23 protein-coding genes are annotated in these 20,230 nt (G+C 56.3%); 4 read left to right on the plus strand and 19 right to left on the minus strand.

What is annotated here, in order from left to right; genetic code table 11:
- Window positions 1-12: 12 nt before the first annotated feature.
- The 4 genes from KXG62_RS30430 to KXG62_RS30445 form a co-directional block, all read right to left on the minus strand.
- On the minus strand, window positions 13-1,095 hold the full coding sequence (locus tag KXG62_RS30430) for a metallophosphoesterase family protein (RefSeq protein WP_218095782.1): 1,083 nt from the start codon (window positions 1,093-1,095) through the stop codon (window positions 13-15).
- A 173-nt stretch (window positions 1,096-1,268) separates the two neighbouring features.
- Window positions 1,269-1,898 carry a cyclase family protein gene (locus KXG62_RS30435; protein WP_218095783.1) on the minus strand — a complete coding sequence of 210 codons (630 nt, stop codon included), beginning with the start codon at window positions 1,896-1,898 and terminating at the stop codon, window positions 1,269-1,271.
- Window positions 1,899-2,058: 160 nt separating this feature from the next.
- A complete protein-coding gene (zwf, locus tag KXG62_RS30440; protein WP_218095784.1) occupies window positions 2,059-3,585 on the minus strand; it encodes a glucose-6-phosphate dehydrogenase in 1,527 nt (508 codons plus the stop codon).
- A 102-nt stretch (window positions 3,586-3,687) separates the two neighbouring features.
- Window positions 3,688-4,461 carry a YwmB family TATA-box binding protein gene (locus KXG62_RS30445; RefSeq protein WP_218095785.1) on the minus strand — a complete coding sequence of 258 codons (774 nt, stop codon included), beginning with the start codon at window positions 4,459-4,461 and terminating at the stop codon, window positions 3,688-3,690.
- A gap of 169 nt (window positions 4,462-4,630) precedes the next feature.
- On the opposite strand from KXG62_RS30445, the gene KXG62_RS30450 reads away from it, so the two are divergent.
- The gene (locus KXG62_RS30450) at window positions 4,631-4,957 is read left to right on the plus strand and encodes a hypothetical protein (protein WP_218095786.1); all 327 of its coding nucleotides are present in this window, start codon (window positions 4,631-4,633) and stop codon (window positions 4,955-4,957) included.
- A 130-nt stretch (window positions 4,958-5,087) separates the two neighbouring features.
- Here the strand turns inward: KXG62_RS30450 and KXG62_RS30455 are convergent, their stop codons facing one another.
- The 11 genes from KXG62_RS30455 to KXG62_RS30505 form a co-directional block, all read right to left on the minus strand.
- Window positions 5,088-5,531: a GNAT family N-acetyltransferase gene (locus tag KXG62_RS30455; RefSeq protein ID WP_218095787.1), complete on the minus strand. Its 444-nt coding sequence runs from the start codon at window positions 5,529-5,531 to the stop codon at window positions 5,088-5,090.
- Window positions 5,532-5,848: 317 nt separating this feature from the next.
- The gene (locus KXG62_RS30460; protein ID WP_218095788.1) at window positions 5,849-6,154 is read right to left on the minus strand and encodes a hypothetical protein; all 306 of its coding nucleotides are present in this window, start codon (window positions 6,152-6,154) and stop codon (window positions 5,849-5,851) included.
- 8 nt (window positions 6,155-6,162) lie between these two features.
- The gene (locus KXG62_RS30465; protein ID WP_218095789.1) at window positions 6,163-7,758 is read right to left on the minus strand and encodes a DUF4179 domain-containing protein; all 1,596 of its coding nucleotides are present in this window, start codon (window positions 7,756-7,758) and stop codon (window positions 6,163-6,165) included.
- Window positions 7,736-8,308 carry an RNA polymerase sigma factor gene (locus KXG62_RS30470; RefSeq protein WP_218095790.1) on the minus strand — a complete coding sequence of 191 codons (573 nt, stop codon included), beginning with the start codon at window positions 8,306-8,308 and terminating at the stop codon, window positions 7,736-7,738. Before KXG62_RS30470 ends, KXG62_RS30465 begins: the two co-directional genes overlap by 23 nt.
- A 204-nt stretch (window positions 8,309-8,512) precedes the next feature.
- A complete protein-coding gene (locus KXG62_RS30475) occupies window positions 8,513-9,160 on the minus strand; it encodes a response regulator (RefSeq protein WP_218095791.1) in 648 nt (215 codons plus the stop codon).
- Window positions 9,141-10,217 carry a sensor histidine kinase gene (locus KXG62_RS30480; protein ID WP_218095792.1) on the minus strand — a complete coding sequence of 359 codons (1,077 nt, stop codon included), beginning with the start codon at window positions 10,215-10,217 and terminating at the stop codon, window positions 9,141-9,143. The genes KXG62_RS30475 and KXG62_RS30480 overlap by 20 nt, the downstream gene beginning before the upstream one ends.
- A gap of 18 nt (window positions 10,218-10,235) precedes the next feature.
- Window positions 10,236-10,886, minus strand: coding sequence for a cell wall-active antibiotics response protein LiaF (liaF, locus tag KXG62_RS30485; protein WP_218095793.1), 651 nt, complete (start codon window positions 10,884-10,886; stop codon window positions 10,236-10,238).
- A gap of 171 nt (window positions 10,887-11,057) precedes the next feature.
- Complete coding sequence (locus KXG62_RS30490) at window positions 11,058-11,756, minus strand: PspA/IM30 family protein (RefSeq protein WP_218095794.1); 699 nt, start codon at window positions 11,754-11,756, stop codon at window positions 11,058-11,060.
- Between the two features lie 2 nt (window positions 11,757-11,758).
- A complete protein-coding gene (locus tag KXG62_RS30495) occupies window positions 11,759-12,289 on the minus strand; it encodes a PspC domain-containing protein (RefSeq protein ID WP_218095795.1) in 531 nt (176 codons plus the stop codon).
- Window positions 12,286-12,966, minus strand: coding sequence for a PspA/IM30 family protein (locus tag KXG62_RS30500; protein ID WP_218095796.1), 681 nt, complete (start codon window positions 12,964-12,966; stop codon window positions 12,286-12,288). Before KXG62_RS30500 ends, KXG62_RS30495 begins: the two co-directional genes overlap by 4 nt.
- Window positions 12,967-13,008: 42 nt before the next feature.
- Window positions 13,009-13,317, minus strand: a complete 309-nt coding sequence (locus tag KXG62_RS30505; RefSeq protein ID WP_218095797.1) for a LiaF transmembrane domain-containing protein — start codon at window positions 13,315-13,317, stop codon at window positions 13,009-13,011.
- Window positions 13,318-13,566: 249 nt separating this feature from the next.
- Between KXG62_RS30505 and KXG62_RS30510 the strand changes: the two genes are divergently transcribed.
- The gene (locus KXG62_RS30510; RefSeq protein WP_218095798.1) at window positions 13,567-14,142 is read left to right on the plus strand and encodes a hypothetical protein; all 576 of its coding nucleotides are present in this window, start codon (window positions 13,567-13,569) and stop codon (window positions 14,140-14,142) included.
- A gap of 82 nt (window positions 14,143-14,224) precedes the next feature.
- On the opposite strand, the gene KXG62_RS30515 is transcribed toward KXG62_RS30510, so the two are convergent.
- Window positions 14,225-15,439, minus strand: a complete 1,215-nt coding sequence (locus KXG62_RS30515; protein WP_218095799.1) for a GNAT family N-acetyltransferase — start codon at window positions 15,437-15,439, stop codon at window positions 14,225-14,227.
- A gap of 414 nt (window positions 15,440-15,853) precedes the next feature.
- Between KXG62_RS30515 and KXG62_RS30520 the strand changes: the two genes are divergently transcribed.
- Entirely contained in the window at window positions 15,854-17,056 is a 1,203-nt protein-coding gene (locus tag KXG62_RS30520; RefSeq protein WP_218095800.1) for a C40 family peptidase, read from the plus strand.
- 115 nt (window positions 17,057-17,171) lie between these two features.
- On the plus strand, window positions 17,172-17,264 hold the full coding sequence (locus KXG62_RS30525; protein ID WP_218095801.1) for a YjcZ family sporulation protein: 93 nt from the start codon (window positions 17,172-17,174) through the stop codon (window positions 17,262-17,264).
- Between the two features lie 73 nt (window positions 17,265-17,337).
- Here the strand turns inward: KXG62_RS30525 and mobA are convergent, their stop codons facing one another.
- The 3 genes from mobA to KXG62_RS30540 form a co-directional block, all read right to left on the minus strand.
- A complete protein-coding gene (mobA, locus tag KXG62_RS30530; protein WP_218095802.1) occupies window positions 17,338-17,976 on the minus strand; it encodes a molybdenum cofactor guanylyltransferase in 639 nt (212 codons plus the stop codon).
- Between the two features lie 77 nt (window positions 17,977-18,053).
- Window positions 18,054-18,689 (minus strand): MOSC domain-containing protein, encoded by a 636-nt coding sequence (locus tag KXG62_RS30535; protein ID WP_218095811.1) that lies wholly within the window; start codon window positions 18,687-18,689, stop codon window positions 18,054-18,056.
- Between the two features lie 54 nt (window positions 18,690-18,743).
- Window positions 18,744-20,051 carry a molybdopterin-dependent oxidoreductase gene (locus KXG62_RS30540; protein ID WP_218095803.1) on the minus strand — a complete coding sequence of 436 codons (1,308 nt, stop codon included), beginning with the start codon at window positions 20,049-20,051 and terminating at the stop codon, window positions 18,744-18,746.
- Window positions 20,052-20,230: the final 179 nt, after the last annotated feature.

Genomic DNA, 20,230 nt, shown 5'->3' on the forward strand with positions numbered 1-20,230 from the left:
GAAATTCCTTTCTTATACGAGTTTGACCGTCCAATCGGCTTCTTTAATCCAAGTGCGGTCTGAAAATTCTCTGCCGCGCAGCGTCACCCGGTCCGAGTATACTTGCACGTACAGCCCTTGCGACCGTTCTTTGGCCGCGTTCTGATAGCTTCGGTTCAACACCCGACCGACCGACGAGTTATGAAAGTAGTGGAAGCCTGCGCTATCTTTTACATAGTGTTCCATAGTTCCGATAAAATCTTGATGACGATGGCCGCAAAATACAAAAACATTATTGTACGGCTTCAAAATCTCGCGGAACTTCTTGGCCGGAATGAGCGAGTGCGAGCCTCCATCTTGACCTGCCGGCGGCAGCGGCTGATGCGTCATTACAAACACCGGTTTGCCGTCCTTGTGCGAGGCTAGCCGTTCCTTCAGCCATTCGAGCTGCTCATCCGAATACCACGCGCCTTCGCCGACCTCCGGCTTTTCCTGAACGTACGTTTCCTGGGACATCAAGATCAGATGATATCCTTTCACCGTGGCATCGTGATACGGCTTATCGAGTCCCCAAAACTTCTGGAACCGTTCGCGGGACTGCCAATCGGTCTTGCTGTTAGGCATCGTGTCCTTGTTGAACCAGCCGTTTTTATCGATCCATATGTCGTAATAATCGTGATTCCCCATATTCGCATACATGGGCGGAAGCTTGTATTCGGACAAAATGTTCCGCAAGTCCTTATAATCCTTCTCCCGGCCGTACTCCGTCAAATCGCCCGTCATGACCAGCGCCTCGATCGGAGACTCGAACTGCTTCATATCCTCGAGCGCTTCCTTCAAATGTTTGATCGTATTCGGGTCGTCTTGCGATATGTGCAGATCGCTGATGATGAAGTACGAAAACAGCGGCACGGTAGGATCGACAGGCTTCTCCGGTGCTTTCTCCTCTGCGGGCTCGGACTTCGGTGCGGTCACGCCCGGATTCGCGCCTGCGGCTGCGCCTCCGCTTGTTTGTTTGGCAACTGATGCTTCAAGCAGTTTCCATAATGCGGTTGCGGCAGCGCCGATCATGACCAGCAGTGCAAGCATCCAACGAATAAATGCGCGTCTTGACATGAAGAATAATGCCCCCTGAACTCTCTTTCTAGGATCGCCCCATCCTTACATTATATCGCGCAGGTAGCCCTCTTGCCTACTCCCGCTCAAAAATTAACCCTGGCCCGCCGCCAGCCTTGGGGAACGAAAAAAGAGGCTGGTTCCAGCCCCTCTTCCTCTTGATATGCAAGATGTTACGATCCGAGCAAAAACGCCCGAGCCGGTGCCGCCTCGATGCCCTCAAGCTTCAGCGGCGCCAGTACGAAAAAGTAACTGCCCGCCGGAACATCCTTGAGACGCAGCCCCTCGAGAATCAGCACGTTATTCCGCATGAGCGAACGATGCGTCGGATACTCCGGCTGCGATCTTTCGATGCCGAGCGCATCTGTGCCGACGCCCTTAATCCCGATCTCGGCCAAATACTGTGCGCCGTCGGCACGCAGAAAAACAAAGTCGACGTCGAAATTCGGGCTCTCGTTGTCCGAATTGCGCGTTTTGAACAAAATCCATTCGCCCTTCTGAATCGCGAACGGCTCCAGATCGCTACGCGTAATCTCGTACTTCACGTGGGTCAAATCGAGCACCCGCGCCGTGCCGATCAGATCGCTCAGCGGAATCGACTCGATCGTCGCCCCGTTCTCCAGCATATGCAGCGGCGCGTCCAGGTGCGTTCCCGTATGCGCATCAAGACTGATGCGAGATTCGTATGTCGTGCCGGTTTGGAAGTTGCTCGTATTCGTAAACGTCGGCCGTTTCGCGTCCTTGTCTTTCCACACTTGAACGGACGTGCTGACCGTCATGGATATGTCGTACAGCTTGAACATGCGGTTACCTCCTAGTACGAGGGGGCGGGTTATCCGCTTCCGATCGCCGCTGTCGAACGCTATCGCTCCTCCGGCGGATACCCTACCTTCGTATATATGGCTTTATTCTTTTCAATAAGACTCGGGCATTGCATGGCCGCGCCATGCTGCTGCGCTTCTTTTACTTGTGGACCTGTGTAAATTCCCAAGCGACTTCGCCCTCATCCTGCCCGTTGACCGGCCACCAGCGGAAGCCGTCCTCGGCGAGCAGCTGCGAGCCGCGCTCCGGCCCCCATGTTCCTGCGCCGTACAGATGCAAATCTTCCGTGCGCTCGCCCCAAGCGGAGGCGATTTTATCGACATACTTCCATGCAAGCGCCACTTCGTCCCAGCGGGTGAAGTACGTCGAGTCTCCGCGCGCCGCATCGTACAGCAGACGCTCGTAAGCTTCCGGCGTATTCAGGCCGACTTGGCAGCTTTGGCAAAAGTCCATCGCCACAGGAACGATCGCTCCTTCGGAACCCGGCTGCTTAGCGTTCATCTTAAAGTAAATGCCTTCCATCGGATTGACGCGGAACACGAGCAAATTCGGCTCCAGCTTATGTTTACGCGACAAATAGACGTTGTTCGGCACATTTTTAAATTCAATGACCACTTCGGTCGTTTTCACCGGAAGGCGTTTGCCCGTGCGGATATAGAACGGTACGCCCGCCCAGCGGAAATTATCGACGAACACGCGGGCGGCAAAATACGTTTCCGTCGTCGATTCGGGATTGACGGACTCCTCTTCGCGATATCCCGGAACCGGCTTGCCCTTCGTCGTGCCGGAGATGTATTGCCCGCGCACGGTATTGGCCCGCACTTCCGCAGGCGACTGGAAGCCGCGCAGCGAACGGAACACCTTCACCTTCTCATCCCGAATGTCCTCCGGGTGCATGCGGCTTGGCGGTTCCATGGCCATGACGGCCAGCATCTGCAGCATATGGTTTTGCCCCATATCCCGCAGCGCGCCGGACCGGTCGTAATAGCCGCCCCGGTCTTCTACGCCGACGGTTTCGCTGAGCGTAATTTGAATATTGGAAATGTACTTGTTGTTCCAGAGCGGCTCGAAAAACGCGTTCGCAAAACGAACGACATTGATGTTCTGAACCATCTCTTTGCCGAGGTAATGGTCGATCCGGTAAACATCCTTCTCCTCGAACACTTGGCGGATTTCCGCATTCAGCTTCTCCGCCGACGGCAAATCGTAGCCGAACGGCTTCTCGATGACGAGACGGTGCCATCCGCCGGCTTCCAGCAATCCGCCCGCCTGCAAGTTATGCGATACGCTGCCGAACAGCTCCGGGGCAAGCGCCAAATAATACAACCGGTTGCCGCCGATTTCGAATTTCGCGTCCAGCGTGCCCGTCAGCTCGCTCAGCTGTCTGAATCCATCCACATTGTTAATATCGAGAGACATATATTCGAAATGCTCCGCAAACGAAGACCACTGCTCGTCCTTCGTTACGTTGTAACGGGCGAATTCCTGAATCGACTCGTACAGATCGTCACGGAACTGCTCGTTCGTCCGCGGACGGCGGGCGAGACCGATCACGGCAAAGCGGTCGCCGAGCTTCCGCTCGCGATAAAGGGCGTAAAATGCGGGAAACAGCTTGCGCCGGGCCAAGTCCCCGGTCGCGCCAAAAATTAAGTATACGGCGTTTGACATTGTATCATCATTCTTTCCTTATCATTTTTTGGTAATCACGAACTGCCAAAGCTTTCCTGATGCCTAGTTATTTCTATAGCATAACGAAAAGCGCAGCGAGATTCAATACTCAGTCGTAATTACCGGTGTGCCGATCGTCAAACGCCATGCTTTTGTAAGCGAATCCCGATGAATCGCCGCCTGCAGATGAATGCGGTGCGCGCCGCTGTCCACCGACTGGCTCAGGACATCCGACGTATACGAGACGCTGACCGTCCCCGCATCCTCATACCTCTCCACCGCTTTGGCCGCCAGTTGCCCCTGTATCGTCCGAAACGCTTCCTGTGCGCCTTCGGCCGACTGCTCGGCCAGCAGTCCTTGCGCCATCACGTTCCATATGCCGCCAAAGCGGAGCTTCGCTGTCTGCCGCTCCAGCGCATCCTGCAAGAAGGCTGCTTTCGACGTCAGCTCGGCCGACTGCACCGCCGCGCATTCCGTCTTCACGATCGCGTAGGATGATCCTTCGCCACGCGAGGTGAGCAGCAGCGACTGCACGCAGCCCTCCGCCATCAACCGCTCCTGCCGGTACACGCGTTCCCCCTGCTGCTCCGTCAGCGCATCCAGCGCCGGCATTCCCAGCGCCCGGCTCCACTCCTGCCCGAAGCGAAGCAGCTCTTCATCATTTGCGTACGGACGGTACGGGCCGGTCTTCTTCAGCACCAGACGAACGGGCGTTTGGGCGGACATGCTCTGCGCCGCCGTCTGCAGCAGCTTCACCGTGTCGGAGGCAGCGCCGGCCCCAGGTTCCGCCATGCCGTGCCCAGCCTGCAGCAGCCACAAGCCGATTATCCCGAGCAGCACCAGTATACCTGCCGTTCTTGTCCATGAAGTCCGCACGCGCTATCACTCCGTTTCCGAATCTATCAATCTATCAAACAGTATGCCCAAGCCCGCGGGGCTTATACCTAGAAAATGGGCGCAGCGACCGGGACATTCGTCTAGGCAACGGACGCGGCGTAGCATAGTCTGAAAGCAGAAAGTAAACTCTTGCGGAGGCGAACATGCGATGAGAGCGATTTATCCGATCAGTGCGGAAAAGTGCAAGCCATTTTACGGAAAGCCCGTATGTATATTTTTGATGGACGGCTCGGAAATTTTCGGAACGTTAAGCCGTGTCGACGGGCAAACATTAATATTGAACGAGGATGCCGCAGCAAGCGCCAAGGCGGGCAAGACGTCGTCACAATCCAAGAAAGGCGCGTCCCGCAAAGCGAAACCGTCCGTGAAGACCTCTGGACCTTTGGGACCGGCCGTATTCCCCGGATTTCGTCCGTTCAGCAGTGCCATTGCGCTTGAACTGCCGATGGTTGCCCGGGTGTACGCATTGAATTGAACGGCTTGCGTGCCATACGACTTACTTTTTCGCGAAGCCGCCATAGCCACCCTACCCACACAAACGAAACAAGCACCGCCAGCCCATTGAAATTCAATGGCGGGGGTGCTTGTCGATTTATTGTAACGCCTTAACGCAAACGTTTGGCCATCAAGTAACAGCGCAGACGCGGATCATAATGAACCGGCTCGAAGCCGTGACGCATATAAAACCGCTGCGCGTTTCCGTTTATATCGTCGACCCACAGCTGGATGCTGCCGCTGCCCTGCAGCTCAGCCACCCGCTCCGCCTGCCGCATCAGCCGGCTGCCGACCCCCGCGCCTTGATACCTGGGGTTAACGGCCAGCATATCGACGAACAAAATATCCTTCTCGGGCTTGAGCGATACGAATCCGATCGCCTGCCCTCCGGAAGAAGCGTCGACATACGTCATGCAGCGGTTCAAACGCTTGCGGATGATGGGCATGCTCAAACGAAGCTCGGGCATCGTCTGTCTCGCATAAGGGAGCAGCAGCTTATCCACCAGCTCGAATAGGATGCCGTCGTCCTTTTTGGGAATTCGCTTACGGATCATTCGGAGGACCGCCTTTCCTGCCGTTTCCACGAAGTACATTATCGTATGAAACGAAAGGACAGATGGTTCAGGCTGTCACTTCAAATATTTTTTGCCGACAAACGCCATGAAAAGAATGCAGATGATAACAACGATGGCGATCACGACCCATTGAATCCAGTTCATGACAGTACTCCTTTTAAAGGGGATACATCATCATACTTCATCCTCCCGCGCACTGTCAACCGATGCATCATCGGCATACGCCGCATGTATCCGCCGACATAACCCTTCTTTCGGCACAAGACCCGGCATCCGGCACTCCGGTATCTTCACTTTCATTTGCTGAAATCCAGCCGTCCATCGCCTGCCGCGCTTCGCCTAAGAAGCTTGACCTGGAGCGATTGCCGGACCGCCTCCGCTTTGACCGCAGCCTGGCGTTCCTTCTCCGGCAGCATGTAAAAGTCGCAGCGCGGATACAAGGCGAGCAGCGTCCGCTCGGCGGCCAGCCGTGCGCTATCCTCGTCTTGCAGCAAGTAATACGCGACCTGGTAGCAGTACACTTCATGCTCCTTCAGCATATCCGCTTTCTCCCCGAAAGCTAGCGTCCTTTGCCGTTCCCGTTCTTGCAGCGCGTAACCCATCGCCCGCTTCACTCCTTTTCCTTGATCTCGACAGACCAGCCGACGTTGGAATATGTTCTATCGATCACCTTGCGGACAAGCGTGAGGCGATCCGGAATCGTTCGTAATCCGCGAATCCGGAAAGCATAATCTTTTCCGGCCGATTCATGTTCCAGCACGATTTTTTCTCCCATCAAAGAGACGCCTCTCATCTGAATCGCGTATTCGTTTCCTTGCGGATCGCGCACGACCCACTGATCGCGGTGAAACTCATTGGCAAATCCCCCTTGTACCCGCAGCACGCCTTCGACATCCTTGATGCGCGGATTATCCTGGCTGGCATCCATTTCGAAGCCCGTAAGCCGCAACTCGTCGCCCGCATCGTTAAACAGAGCCGGATGCTCCTTCAAGGTAATCGGCTTGAAATCGAGCGAAGATCCACTGTTCTCGGCCACGAAATAACCATCCAGAACGAACCTATAATTTTCTCCGGGAGGCAAATACCGGAACGTATACGACATATGCATAAGCCCCGTGCGGGCATCCGCCGTCTGCGTGGAGCTCATCAAGCTGGCGAGAAACGGGCTTTTCCGGCTGTTCACGCTGTGAATCTCTTGGCCCGCCCCATCTTCAAAATGAAACCGTAAGCCTTGCTGCTTCCACAGCTCTCCCGGCGAACGCGCCAATGCTTGCGCATCGAGCTCCGTATCCAGTTCGAGCCGGACGCCCTGCACCGTGCGAATCAGACGTTTCAGCCGAATGGTCATACCGTCTGGCGCCGTGTATTCGCCATGCAGCGGAATGACTTTCGTCTGCGCTTTCGCCTGCCGCAGATCGACGTCGAACGAAAAGTCCCAATTTCCTTCGACGTAGGGGATGCGCAGCATCTCATTGCCCAGCCGGCGAATCGTCCCTTCCACCGTAATATGATCGGCGGACGTCGGTTCGGCAAAGTAGCCGATCAGCATATAGAACGCATCGGTCATGCCGACATCGTGAAGCCGTCCGATCTCGCGGCCTTGATCGTCTTTAACGACGATCCGATTCGGCTCGCCAAGCGACAGACGGTCGTGCAGGTTCTTTCCGTCCGGCCCGGACAGCTGCAAAGCCATAACGACGCGCGCCGGATCCGCAACCGCTTCGTTGATGCGGATCGTGAAGCCTTTATCCTTCACCGTCACGTTCGGATTGCTGACGAGTCCGAGCTCTTTGGCTTGCAGAAGCCCGTAATCTACCGTCGCCTGGGAAAATAACGAGCGCACCAGATCGGCCAGCGTCGGGCTCGAATAAGCGGCAAAAGCGCCTACGGCGAGCACCACGGATGCGACGGCCGCGGCGCGTTTCCATCGAAGCCGCGGCTTGCGCGTCCGAACCGGAACAGGGTCACCCGCAGGCAGCTCCCGCTCCAGATCCAGCTTCGCCATCACGTCGGCTGTGAACGAAGCCGGCAGCTCATCGGCGAATAACGCTTCGGCGGCGCGGGCCTGCTCATCCAGCTCCGCTTCGAACAGCAGCGTGCAACGCGCGCATGATGCGATATGCCGCGCCGCGGCTTCCCGCTGCTCTGCAGGCATCGGCAGCTGCAGGATGTAATCTTCGATCTCAGCGCTGTTTAAGCATTTCATGCACCGCCGCCCCCTCTTCTTCCGTGATCACTTGCTTCAACCGCTTTTTCGCCCGATGGAGATCGTTCTGTACTTTGGCGATCGGAACGGCCAGAATGCCGCTAATTTCCTCATAGGTCAAATCGTTCGTGTACCGGAGCAGCAGCGCCATCCGGTAATTTTCCGGAAGCCGCTTCAGCCGCTCTTGCAGCTCGCTGCGCCGCTCCGCCTGCAAATAAATGTCCTCCGGACTTTCCCCGCCGCTTGTTTCCGCTGCAATCGCCGCCTCGGCCGACGGGCGTCTCCTTTTCCAATGATCCCGCAGCCCGTTGGCCGCGATCGCATAGAGCCAGGAGGCGAAGCTTCTGGACGAGTCATGCCCGGCAAGCCCGCGATACGCTTTGAGGAACGTCTCCTGCGCCAAGTCCTGAGCGTCCATTTCACCCGCTCCCATCCCCCGCAGAAGGCCGTACACTTTATGTTTATACCGATGTACCAGCTCGGCGAAGGCATCCCGGTTTCCCCTCAGCGCTTCGGCGACAAGCTGCTCGTCGCTTACAGGATCGTTCATCGATAATTCCGCTCCGTTCTCTGTCTATCTATGTTATAGACGAACGAAAGGGCCTCAATCTCTCACCCTTCATAAAAACTTAAGATATAACCCCAGCCCGGCCAATATCTCCTCGGCGATGCCGCCAGCGGCATGCGCGGACGCAAAAAAATCCTTGCAGCCCGCAGCATGTACAGGCAATGCAAGGATTCGTTATCGGTACGGTTACTCCGCTAGTCCATTCTTGAACGCATAAATCGCCGCTTGCGTGCGGTCCTCGACGCCCAGCTTGGCGAGAATGTTGGTGACATGGAACTTCACCGTCTTCACGCCGATGAACAGCTCATCGGCCACATCCTGATTGGATTTGCCGGCTGCGATCAGACGCAGCACCTCCATCTCGCGGTCGGTCAGCTCCTCATGTGGCTGAGCCGCTTGCTTCGGCTGGCGGAAGCGGTTCATCAGCTTGGAAGCGACCTGCGATTCCAGCACGGACTGCCCTTTCATCGCGGAACGGATCGCTTGGGCGATCTCTGCGGCGCGCGACGTTTTGAGCAGGTAACTGAACGCGCCCGCTTCGATGACGGGATATATTTTCTCATCGTCGATAAAGCTTGTCAGCACAATCACCTTGCAATCCGGATGCTGCTGCAGCAGCCGCCGTGTCGTCTCGATGCCGTCCATGCCTTCCATGACCAGATCCATCAGCACGACATCGGGTCTGTACTCCAGCGCCAGCCGGATGCCTTCCTGGCCGCTGCTCGCCTCGCCTACGACCTCGATATCCTCCTCTGTGCTGAGCACGGCCGCAAGACCGATGCGCACCATCTCATGATCGTCCACGAGCAGCACATTAATCGTTGTCTCCTCCAATGGAGTCCCCTCCTTCCACCAGTATCGGAATGCGGATGTCAATTCGCGTTCCTTTGCCCGGCGCCGTAATCAGATTGAGCGAGCCGCCAATTTCGTTAACCCGCTCCTTCATGGTCAGTATACCATACGACGCCTGCTTTTTTTCATCCATGTTAAAGCCTACCCCGTTATCCCGGATCATCAGCCGGACCGTGCCCTCCGACGGCTTCGTCAGCCGCACCTCCAGCTTGCTTGCCTTCGAATGCCGCAGCGCGTTGGACATCGCCTCCTGCGTAATCCGGAACAAATGATCCTCGATACCCTTGGGCAGCTTGATTTCTTCCGTCAGCTCCAGATCGATCTCCATCGGCACCTTGGCCGACAGCTCCTGGGTAAGCTCGACGAGCCCTTCGGACAACCGCTTGCCCTCCAGATGCACCGGGCGCAAATGCAGCAGCAGCGCGCGCATCTCGGACTGCGCCACCGACGCCATCTCCTCGATCAGGAAAATTTGGCGCCGCGCTTTGTCAAAGTCCTTGTCGAGCGTTCTTCCGACCGCCGTCGCCGTCATCGAAATCGCAAACAACTGCTGGCTTACCGCATCGTGAAGCTCCCTCGCAAGCCGCTGCCGCTCCTCGACAATGGCCGAATATTTGGCCTTTTGCGCCAGCTGCGCATTGTTATTGGACAGACGCTGCAGCGAGGACACCTGCTCTTCCCACTTTTTCGTAATGCTGTTCAGCTGCTCCCCGAGGCGCCCGATCTCGTCCTCGCCCAGCGGCGGCACAGAGCGGCTCAGGTTGCCTTTTTCCAGCGACAGCATGACCTCGCGGATTTGCTCGAGCCTCCGCTTCATCCGGCTGCTGTACCACAGACCGAAGGAGCCCCCGATCGCCGCCACAATGACGATGAGCGTCAAGCTGAGCCGGACGCCTACCTGCCATGATTCGAAGGGCCGCAAATAACCGCTGGACTGCAGGAAGTAGACCACGACGCCAAACAAAACAAGGCTGAGCCCGATGGACTCACCCATGCTTCGCCATATTAAATTGGTCAGACGCTTGTCATGTCCTTCCATTCCCTAGTCCTCCGGCCCTTAAACGATTTTTATATCAATATCCGCTACGGCGTACGATATTTCCAGCTTCACCTGGCGTTCAGCGGTCCAGTAGTTCGGCGACTCCCATACCATCTTGTTCAACACACCGGCTTCTTTATCGTAGCCGACGCTTGTTTGTCCAAACAACACGGAAGCCGTTACGCTGAGACCCATATCTTCCGGCACGATCAGATCGATATCTGCAATGACGCCCTGCAGCACGATCGTCGTTTCCTTTTGCTCTGGGATTGCATACGTGAAATCCATTTGCAGCTCGCCGAGCACGTTCCAGATGGACATGTTTCGCAAAATCCACGGTTCTTTGCCCCAGCGGATGCTTTCGATCAAGCTCTGCTTGCGGACGTGCCTGTCGCTGCGGTGCATCTTACGCGACTTGTTATAGAAGATGCCGAGCGAGATCAAGACCACCGCGATGATTAACGGAAGATTACCGCCGATGAGCAGCAGCAGCCCGACAATCATCATCAAATAGCCTTTCCGTTCCGCTCCCGAACGAACCTTATGAACGCCAAGCAGCAGTAAAAAAAGAGCGACGACGGTGAAAAAGCTCAGGTGATTGTCCGCCAGCATAAACAAACCGGCCCCGATCAGTACCAGCGCTATGTTGCGGTTCCGTTTGCTGTTCATCCGTGTCACTCCTTTCGCTGATCTGGTTGAATTGGTTTTACGCAAAAGGCCATAGCTGGCGATAACGGCCTCCTATGGCCTTTTGCCTTACATAGCATATCATAACTGTTGTTTCGGCTCCACTAGTTTATTCGAGGCGCCTTGGCCGCTAATTCAGCCCGTTCAGACCGTTTATTGCCCTTGCTCGCTCGACAGCTTTTCTTTCAACAGTTGGAGCTGGTCGTCGATTTTTTGCTGCTTGGCCGGGTCGGCCTGTGCCGGCGTGCCGTAGGCGGAACCGACATAAGCGGAGCCTACGAACGGCTTGCGGGCAATTTCCGCTTCGACTTCCATCGATAATATTTTTTCCTCCATGCGGCGGAATCCTTTCACCGCGCTGCCGCCCTCGATGACGTTATTCGCCGTCACTTCGGCCATCTGCTTTTTCGCTTTGGCAAGCTGCGCCCGGGTAACCAGTTCATTGCGCTTATTGCGCATTTGATAGAACGAATCCTTCATTTCATGCAGCTGCTGAACCAGCTCGGCGGCTTGCGCCTTGGACTGCTCGTGCATTTCCGTATACTCGGCGATTTTGCCTTCGTGGTACAGCTTTTGCTCCAGTGCCTGGCGCGCCGTCATCTCTTGGCCGTTCTTCAGCGCTTCTTTCGCCTGCCCTTCGTAATGGGCCGTCAAGCGGATCGACTCTTCCAGACGCTCTTTCAGCTTGCGCTCGCTTGCGATTTGACGGGCAACCGTCACTTCCGCCTGAGCAATTTCTTCCTCCATGTCGCGGAGATACTGATTCAGCATAACAATCGGATCTTCCACCTTGTCCAGCAGCTCATGCAGCGAAGCCTTCGTCATATCCTTAATTCTGGAAAATACACCCATGATTACACATCTCCTTTAGTCGATTGTTGTTGTTTTTCGTATTTCGCGATTTTGGCGCGAAGCTCTTCGATTTCTTTCCACATTGCTTTTTTCTCGATATCTTTCATCATATCGTCCAGGTTGCTGCCGCTATCGGACTTCGCATCCGTCTGATACGCATAGTTCGCATCGTATTCGTTACGCTCGTGCGGCGGCGTCCATCCGTATTTGGTAGCTTTGCGGTAATGCCGCTCGGCGCGCTTCCAATCTTTCCAGCTGCCGTACGAATGTCCGAAGTGGCCTTTGGAAGAACCGCAGCCTTGCGCATGCCCGTCGTAGCCCGGCTCCGGACCGTACGGTCCGCCGTTCCATGGCTCGCTCGGGATGACCAGCGTAGCCAGGAAGTACAACGGAATGACAATGCCTGCGGAAAAGAACGCCGTTACCACCAGGATCAATCGCAGCAGTGTTGCGTCAATCCCGAGCGTTTCGGCCAGGCCTCCGCACAAGCCGGTTATTTTGCGATCGGTTCGGGAACGGTATATTCTCGTCATGGCCGGTTCCATCCCTCCTGTTCCAGTTTGGAACGAAGCTTCGCCAGCTCTTTCTCCACCGCGCCGTTCGCCGCGGAGCTTGCCGCGGACCATGCGTCGCGGAGCTGCCCGCGAACCTCCCGCAGCGTGCGGGCCGTGATCTCCATGTCGGAGACGCGTTCTTCCAGCCGATCGAACATCCGCGGAGACGGCGCGCCGCCCATCGAGCGGAGCCGTTCATTCATCCGCTGCTGCAGACGAACCGACTCGAGCCTGGCGATGTAGTAGCTGCGCTTCGAAGCGATCTCGTCGAAATCGGCGCGCAGCTGCTGCAGCTGCGCCTCCAGCTCGACGATGCCGAGCTTGCTTTGCTCGTACAGCGCTTTGTACTGCGCCGCTTTTTCTTCCTGCTGCATCTTCTCCTGCAGAGCGATGCGCGCCACTTCCTCTTCTCCCGCCTTCAGCGCAAGCAGCGCTTGCTGCTCCCGGCGTTCCTTCAACTGTTCCGCCGAGCTGTACTGCTGGCGAAGCGACGCTGCGTGTGACAGACATTGCTGCAGCAGCCTCTCGGACTCGCGAATCTGTTCCGATTGCGCGGCCAAATATTTATCGATCATGCGTACCGGATCTTCGGCATTCTCCAACATTTCATTAAAGGTTGCTACCGTAATGTCGCGGAATCGTTTGCCCAGACTCATTCTCCCTTCAACCACCTTTGCTCATAAATTTTGCTTGTGTATTTACAAGAACGATTTGCTGCGAAGCATCGAAATGCCGAAGACGATCAAGCCGACCGCAATCGCGATTCCGATCAGCCCGGACAGCTTGCCCAGCAGGATGAGACCGCCGAAGACGATAAGCACCCAGCCGATTGTCCTTCTTCCGTTGACTAACCCCAAATAGCCGAGACCTACCATGGCCGCCGGGAACAGCCAGCCCGCGATGTGACCGAACAGATGCCCCGTATGCACCCCGAACTTGTTCAAGAGGATCAAAGCGCCAAAGAAAATCAACAGAATCGCCAGTCCCTTTTGTCGATTCATTTTCATGTTATGTAGTCACCGCCTTTCGCTCAGTTATCGTTTGTTCATGTCTTCATTTTAGGCTCAATGGCGTTTTTCCAAAACGGACCTGCGGCGGTTTTTGAAACTGGACCTAAGTCCAGTACGCCCTGGCCTCCGGACAAGAGTCTTCCGGCAAGGCGCATTTTCACTCCGAAGTCCGTTCTCTCCTCGGCGCATGCTGCGGATAAAGAAGGCTATACTAAGGTAACATTACTTCACGAAGGATGGTGCCTTATGAAAAGTAAGCTGTCGCCGCGCCGTTTGCCGGTATGGATGCGCCTTTGGGCCGCATTAAGTCTCATTGCCGCCGTTGCTTCTCCCGCTCCCGCCTTTGCCGTCGCCGCCGCTGCGCCCGAGCAAAGCCCGGCTGCCGACCAAGCCGATAAACCGATGTTGATATACGATGTCAAGCAGGAGAAGGTTGTCGGAGCGATCCCGAATTCCGAGGACATCCGCCGGGAAGCGGAAGGCTGGCTGAAGAAGGCTAAATCGATTACGCCGAAGGTGAAGATCGGCTACGACAACGGCATTATCATCCGCATCCCGTTCGAGCCGGCCTTGCCCGTCTCGCAGGCGGGGCTATCCTTCCAATGCCGGGATTTGTTCGTCGTCATTCCATCCGAAAAAAAACAAAATCCCCAGTTGCTGGCGTTCAGCACTGAGGATCAAACGTATATATATGAAGGAAACATGAAGGCAATCAAGCCGTTTCTGGAGAAGTACGACCTGATGCATTGGCTGCTGGCGCGCCCGAAGAAGCAGCCCGCTCCGGCGCCGGATACACGGCTGGGCAACTCCGTCAAGCAATAAGGACGCGCGCCAACAGTCAACCGTGAGGCCCCCCGTCGCACCCGCAGCAGGAGAAATACCTTTCGGCCTTTCCGAAAGCCGGTCAAAAATAATCGGGCAAATACGTCTGCCGGCATGGAATGAGCCGTTCCAGCGTATCGAGCGCCTCCTCCTGCCCTTGCAATCTGCCGATTTCATGCAGGAACGACGGTCTCTGATAGCTGAGCAGCATCGCCGTCAAGGCCTGAATATCGCAGCGGATGATCGGGTACTCCCCGTGATCCGCTGCTTCGGTTTGCACTTCCGCGGTTCCCGATTCGTCGATCCTTAACATGAACGTTCCGTTATTCCATGCCGCCTGGGCGTCGGTAACCTGCAGACAAACCGTGCCCTCGACGCCGGACGCAAACGGATACTTCCGTAAAAATCCGGGTACGTCGACGATTCGCGCCATGAAGTAAGGCACAAGCTCCTGCTGAATTCGCGGATTGTCCAGCAAAAACGGCAGCCGATCATCCGCAGGCGCAGTCAGCTTCAGCTTGTCGATCATCGAATCGTGATCGGCCAAAAAACGCCAGATGGCAAGCCTCGCTCCGTGATGCAGCGCCACCAGCTCATGAACCGTGCATACCCGGTTTTTCACCTGATAATGAACGTAGCCCCCTGGCTTCCCCGCTTCGTCGTAATACACGACGATATCCCCCGGTCTCCGGCCGAAAATGCGGTCGGTCCACCATTTCTCGCTGCGAAGCAAGCTGCCGTTATAACGGGAGGCATACGCATCATACAACGGATTCAGCAGGCCGGCGTCCGGAGCGGTACGGACCATCCGGCCCGGCTGCGGTGCCAGCTTCGGCAGCAGCGCCGCCGGAATTTCGTAAGCCTTGTGCTCCGTATACGTTTCCCAACCGAATCTCCGGTAAAATCCGAACTGGAACGGATGCAGGAACGAAACTGTTTGCCCTTTGTCCCGCATAGAGCGCAGCGCATTGTCCAGCATTCGCTTGACCAATCCGCCGCGCCGGTATTCCGGCCACGTCGCCACGCTGGCAATGCCGCCCATGTCGAACGCCTTTCCCTGGATCCACGTTCGCAGCTCCAGAATGTTCATCGCAGCCGCCAGCCGGTCGTCCACATAAGCGCCCCACAGCTCATAATGACGCATATCCAATTTGCGCCGCTCGACTTCTTCCGGTGTATACGTCATCTGAAAGGCAAACGACCAAAGGCTCAGCGTATCCGGAAAATGCGCCTCCGGAATTCGATTGATCTCGATCGCTGCCGCTTCGCTCGCGTCTTGCTGCCGTACTTGGCTCATACCGCTCCCCTACCTTCCACCCTCAACAGTATCTTTGTCGATTGTACCAAAGCCCCGGCGAAAATGCCATGTACGGTCAAAGCAGATGGTTGCTCCAGCTGCGCCTCTCCCAACAAGCTTCACGAATGCTATCCCCGGTTTATGTCGGTGACTCAAGGCTCATTTCCAGTCCGGACACAAAGGTTTCATCTTCTTCCTTCCCATCCGATCTCCGTTTATTTCGGAATAAATCATTCGAAAGGCATATGTACATACCCGTTTTTATTCGGAACAACGAGAATGCATAGTTCTATAGGCATAACCCCTTCTTTTCGCATCCGGGATTACCCACAATTTCCCACTCTATCTTATTTCGGGCCTATGCTATCATATCGGTAGAAAGGAAGATTTAACAACTACAGGAGGCTTCCGCCAATGAAAAAACAGCTTATCGCCCTCGTGATGAGCGCCGCCGTATCGCTGTCGGTCATTCCTTACCACGCCCTCGCCTTCTCCTACGACACCGAAAAGGCGAAAGTCGTCCAAGCCGTCAATTTCCGCGAGCAGCCTTCCACTTCCGGAGACCGCATCCGCTATTTGAAGGTAGGGGAACTGCTGGATATCGTGAGCACCTATAACAGCAGCTGGCTCCAAGTTCGCGATGACACAGGTCAAGTCGGCTACGTCTCTTCTTCTCCAACGTACATACAGTTGACCAGCGTCAAGGTTCCGGCCGAACCGAACGGACAAATCGTCAAATCGGTCTCGTTCCGGACCGGTCCGACGACTGATGCCTCCCGTATTCGATATCTGCAAGCCGGAGAGCCTGTTCTTATATTAGAGAAAATGAATGCCTACTGGTACAAAGTGCAGGATAAAAACGACGTGATCGGCTACGTCAGCACGAGCGAGGAATATATAAGCACCGCATTCGAGCAGACCCAGGAGCCGGAGGAGCCGCTCTTCCAGTCGACACCGAACGCAACCATCGTCAGCTCCGTATCGTTCCGAACCGGCATGTCCACCGATGCCGACCGCATTCGTTATTTGCAAAAAGGCGAGCAGGTGCTTGTGCTCAATAAGGCGAGCGATTACTGGTATAACGTGCAGGACCGCAACGGCGTGATCGGCTATGTCAGCACGAGTTCCCAATACATAACGACCACGTTCGTCGAACCGTACAAGCAGCTCGACCATACCGTTGCAGCAGGCAAAGTGGTCGATGCCGGCATGAACTATTTGGGCGTGCCGTATGAATTCGGCTCGAGCCGCAACGATACGAGCACCTTCGACTGCTCCGACTTCGTAAGACAAGCCTACCTTGACGGCATCAAGCAGCTGCTGCCGGGCGATTCGCGCAGCCAAGGCGCCTATGTCCAAGCCGTCGGTAAAACGAAATCCGATTGGCGCCAGTTAAAAAAGGGCGACCTGCTGTTTTTCATGAACTACAAAGGCTATAACGCATCAAGCTACGCCGGCGTAGACAAATCGAAAGAGACGATTACGCATGTCGGCATCTACCTCGGCGACGGCAAGATGCTGCATACGTACTCAGCCGCTTCCGGCGGCGTACGGATTGACAACATCGCCGACTCCCAGTGGGAGCTCCGTTTCCTTTACGGAGGCGCGACCTACTGATTCCCGTCTTGTGCCAGGAGACGCGTGTACTTTTCGCCGCCAACCGGGCTAACGTCCAATCCCGGCAGGTCAATCGCTCATATAATTTATCAAATCTCTGAAAGGGGGAAGTTACATGAGCGCAGTTGGCGGATACTTTACGACTACAGGCGTGATTCTGGTACTCTTCATTTTGCTGGTAATCGTTTCCCGTGCATTCGTGATCTAATGCATAGCGCAAAAAACCTCCGAAAGGCGCTTCATTGCCCTTTCGGAGGTTTTCTTTTTTTGAGGATCTATCCTCATCTGAATCCATCGTATTTATGTTCGTTCTGGTCTTGTCTTTCCAACGCGGCATACTGTGCCGGATCGTTAATGTTTTGCACGAACCCGAGCCCGACTCCCGCGCTTTCGAATACCGCTTCCTCAGCCGCACGCCAGTTGATGCGGTCGAACAGCCGCATCAGCCTGCGCTCGTCTTCCGCAAGCATCGCCTCCAGCTGCGGCAAGCATCGCCGATGATACACGCCATGCAGCGGATGAAGCCGTCCGCCAATCTGAGCGATCGCAGCCTCGGCATCCGTTTCGGCTCTCAACTGCGCCAGCACCGCCGCTGCCTCCGCGCTGATACAAGGCATATCGCAGCCGATAATCCACAGCAAGTCGCTCGCGGCTGCGTGCAGCGCTGCCTGCATGCCGGCAAGCGGTCCAGCCCCCGGCCGCAAATCACGTATGACCTGAACGTCTCCCTTTACCCGCCCGAGCGCCGCTTCATATCGCTCCGGCTCATTCGTAACGATGATTCGCTCCCGGCACAGCAGCGCCATCTCCTCCAGCTGCAGCTCCAGAAACGTCCGCCCGTTCCGCTCCAGCAGCGCTTTCGGCTGCCCGCCCATGCGCCGGTTCATGCCCCCGGCCAATATGACGCCACATAAATTCATCGGCAATCCCTCACCTCGTCATCGCATCCATGCGTATCCGTGCGTATCTATACGCTTCACCGTGCTTCGCCCCATCCTTAGCTTCGCAGCCGTTTCTCGAACGACTCGCGCCAGCTGGCCGACAGCGCGCCCACCGCCAGAAGCTTCCGAATGCCGTCCATGTCGGATTTGTCATGGTATTTAAGGCGGTTCGCTTCGGCAATTGTAACGCCGGACGCATCGCGCGCGATGCGCCGGAACGGCTGACCGGCTGCTACGAAGCCTTCTTGGAGCACACGGAGGTAATATCCCGAGTAGCCCGTGTCCTGAATCCATACGGGCAGCTCCGGCCAATCTTGTTTCAGCGCCACCTTGAAGCAGGGCTGGCGAGGCTGGCTGATCTGTACCGCGGCCGAGCCGAGCTCAAACACATCCCCAATGCACACCTCTGCTTCCGGCATGCCGGAGACCGTAAAGTTTTCGCCGAACGCGCAGCCTTCAAGCTTGCGTCCCGACCGCTGCTCCCAATACGCGTAGTGCTCCTGGCTGTATACGCATACCGCTTTGTCCGGGCCTCCGTGGTTGATCAAATCCGCTTGGCCGTCTCCCTCCAAATTCGTCCTTGCCAGAAATACCGTTCCTTCCGCCGGCTGCTTGTATATCCCCGTCTCCAGCGGCTTGCCTTTGTACTCTGCCTTCACAGGCTTGCCTACATAAAGCGATAACAGCTGCATCATGTCTCCCCCGCTTGCTTTTCTTTACATAGTAACGGCCGCAGCGCCTCTTGTCTACACCCGCCGGCTCCCCGGCACCCATGCATCGTTGTCGTATCCGCGCAGCTCCCAGTAACCGGTATGCTCCTGATCGATCAACTCGATGGCCTGCAGCCATTTCACCGATTTATAAGCATACATCTGCGGCACGACAAGCCGTACGGGACCACCCAGCTTTTGCGGGATCGGCTTGCCGTCCATCATGACCGCTACCATCACGTCGTCCATCTCCGCCTGCCTCAGCGACAAGCAATCCGTATATTCCTTATCTCCGGAATAAAACTTGACATATTTGGCCGCTTCCGTCGGCTTCGCCATACGAAGAAGTTCGGATAGCGGAATCCCTTCCCACGTGACCTTGTAAACCGACCACCCGGTGACGCAATGAAAATCGCTGACTTGGACTTTGCGCTTAAGCTCCAAGAACTGCTTCCAATTCCACGTATGCTCCTGTTCTACAAGACCGGTGAGGACAAACTTCCAATGGTCGCTAGTAAAAGAAGGGAACTGCGTCACCGTATAAATGCGAAATTGTCCTTGTGCGCCCCCGCCAGCCGGCGGATTCGATGCAGGCAGCGCAACCGGCTCCGGCAGCATCGAATTCTCGTCGCCGAGAATCGCAGGATCCATACTCGTTCCTCCGGTGTCGGACACCCTCTTCAGCCAGCGGTAAAAGGCGGGCCCGACCCCAAACACGAGCAGCAGCGCGGCGGCGCTCCGCAGAAATGCAGCGCGAGAGATCGGAGCGTTCTTCAGCGATTCGACGAACGCTTGCGCCGCCGTACGCTGCGGTTCTGCTGCAAGGGCATCGGCCGCCGCTCCCCCGCTTGCAGCCGTTCCGAATCCCTGCGCCTTTCTGGACGCTTTCACCCAGCGGCTGCGGGATACCGCATGATACACGGCATACGGAATGCCTATCCATGTCAACGCGTCGTGCACGAGCAGCGCCGCATTGCTCCAAGCCGGCGATATGCGGCGAAGCTGCCAGAGCAGCAGTCCGCTCACGATCCAGCCGGCCAGCAGCACGAGCACCCAGCCCAAATTCCAGCGCTGCGCCGGCCTGGTACGGAGCTGCCTCCAATGCTTGCGCAGCAAGGGCATATACAAGATCACAACGAATATAGAAACAAATCCGAACCATACGTGCAGCAGCTTGAGCCAGGAACGGCCCTCACCAAGCTCCCTTACCGCCGGAACAAACAGCATAATGCCGCTCACAGCCAGCAAACCGATCAGCCAAGCATTCCAGGCGTGCAGCCGTTTCAACTGCTTCCCGTACGGCGCTGCGGACAGCCAATCCGTCCAATGCTTCCTCTCCCTCATGCCTAACGCCCCCCATCATGGAATTCGTTTCCGTTCATCTGCATGCCTGGATTTTCCCGGTCGCCGTCGGCTGACCCATACCGGCTGCCCGCTGCAAATGTGCACCCACGCGGCTTGAACGTCCACAGGACAATAAAAAGCCTGAACCGCTTCTCGGTCCAAGCCTTCTTCTCGCTGCC

The organism is Paenibacillus solanacearum (assembly GCF_910593845.1).
Lineage (GTDB): Bacteria > Bacillota > Bacilli > Paenibacillales > NBRC-103111 > Paenibacillus_G > Paenibacillus_G solanacearum.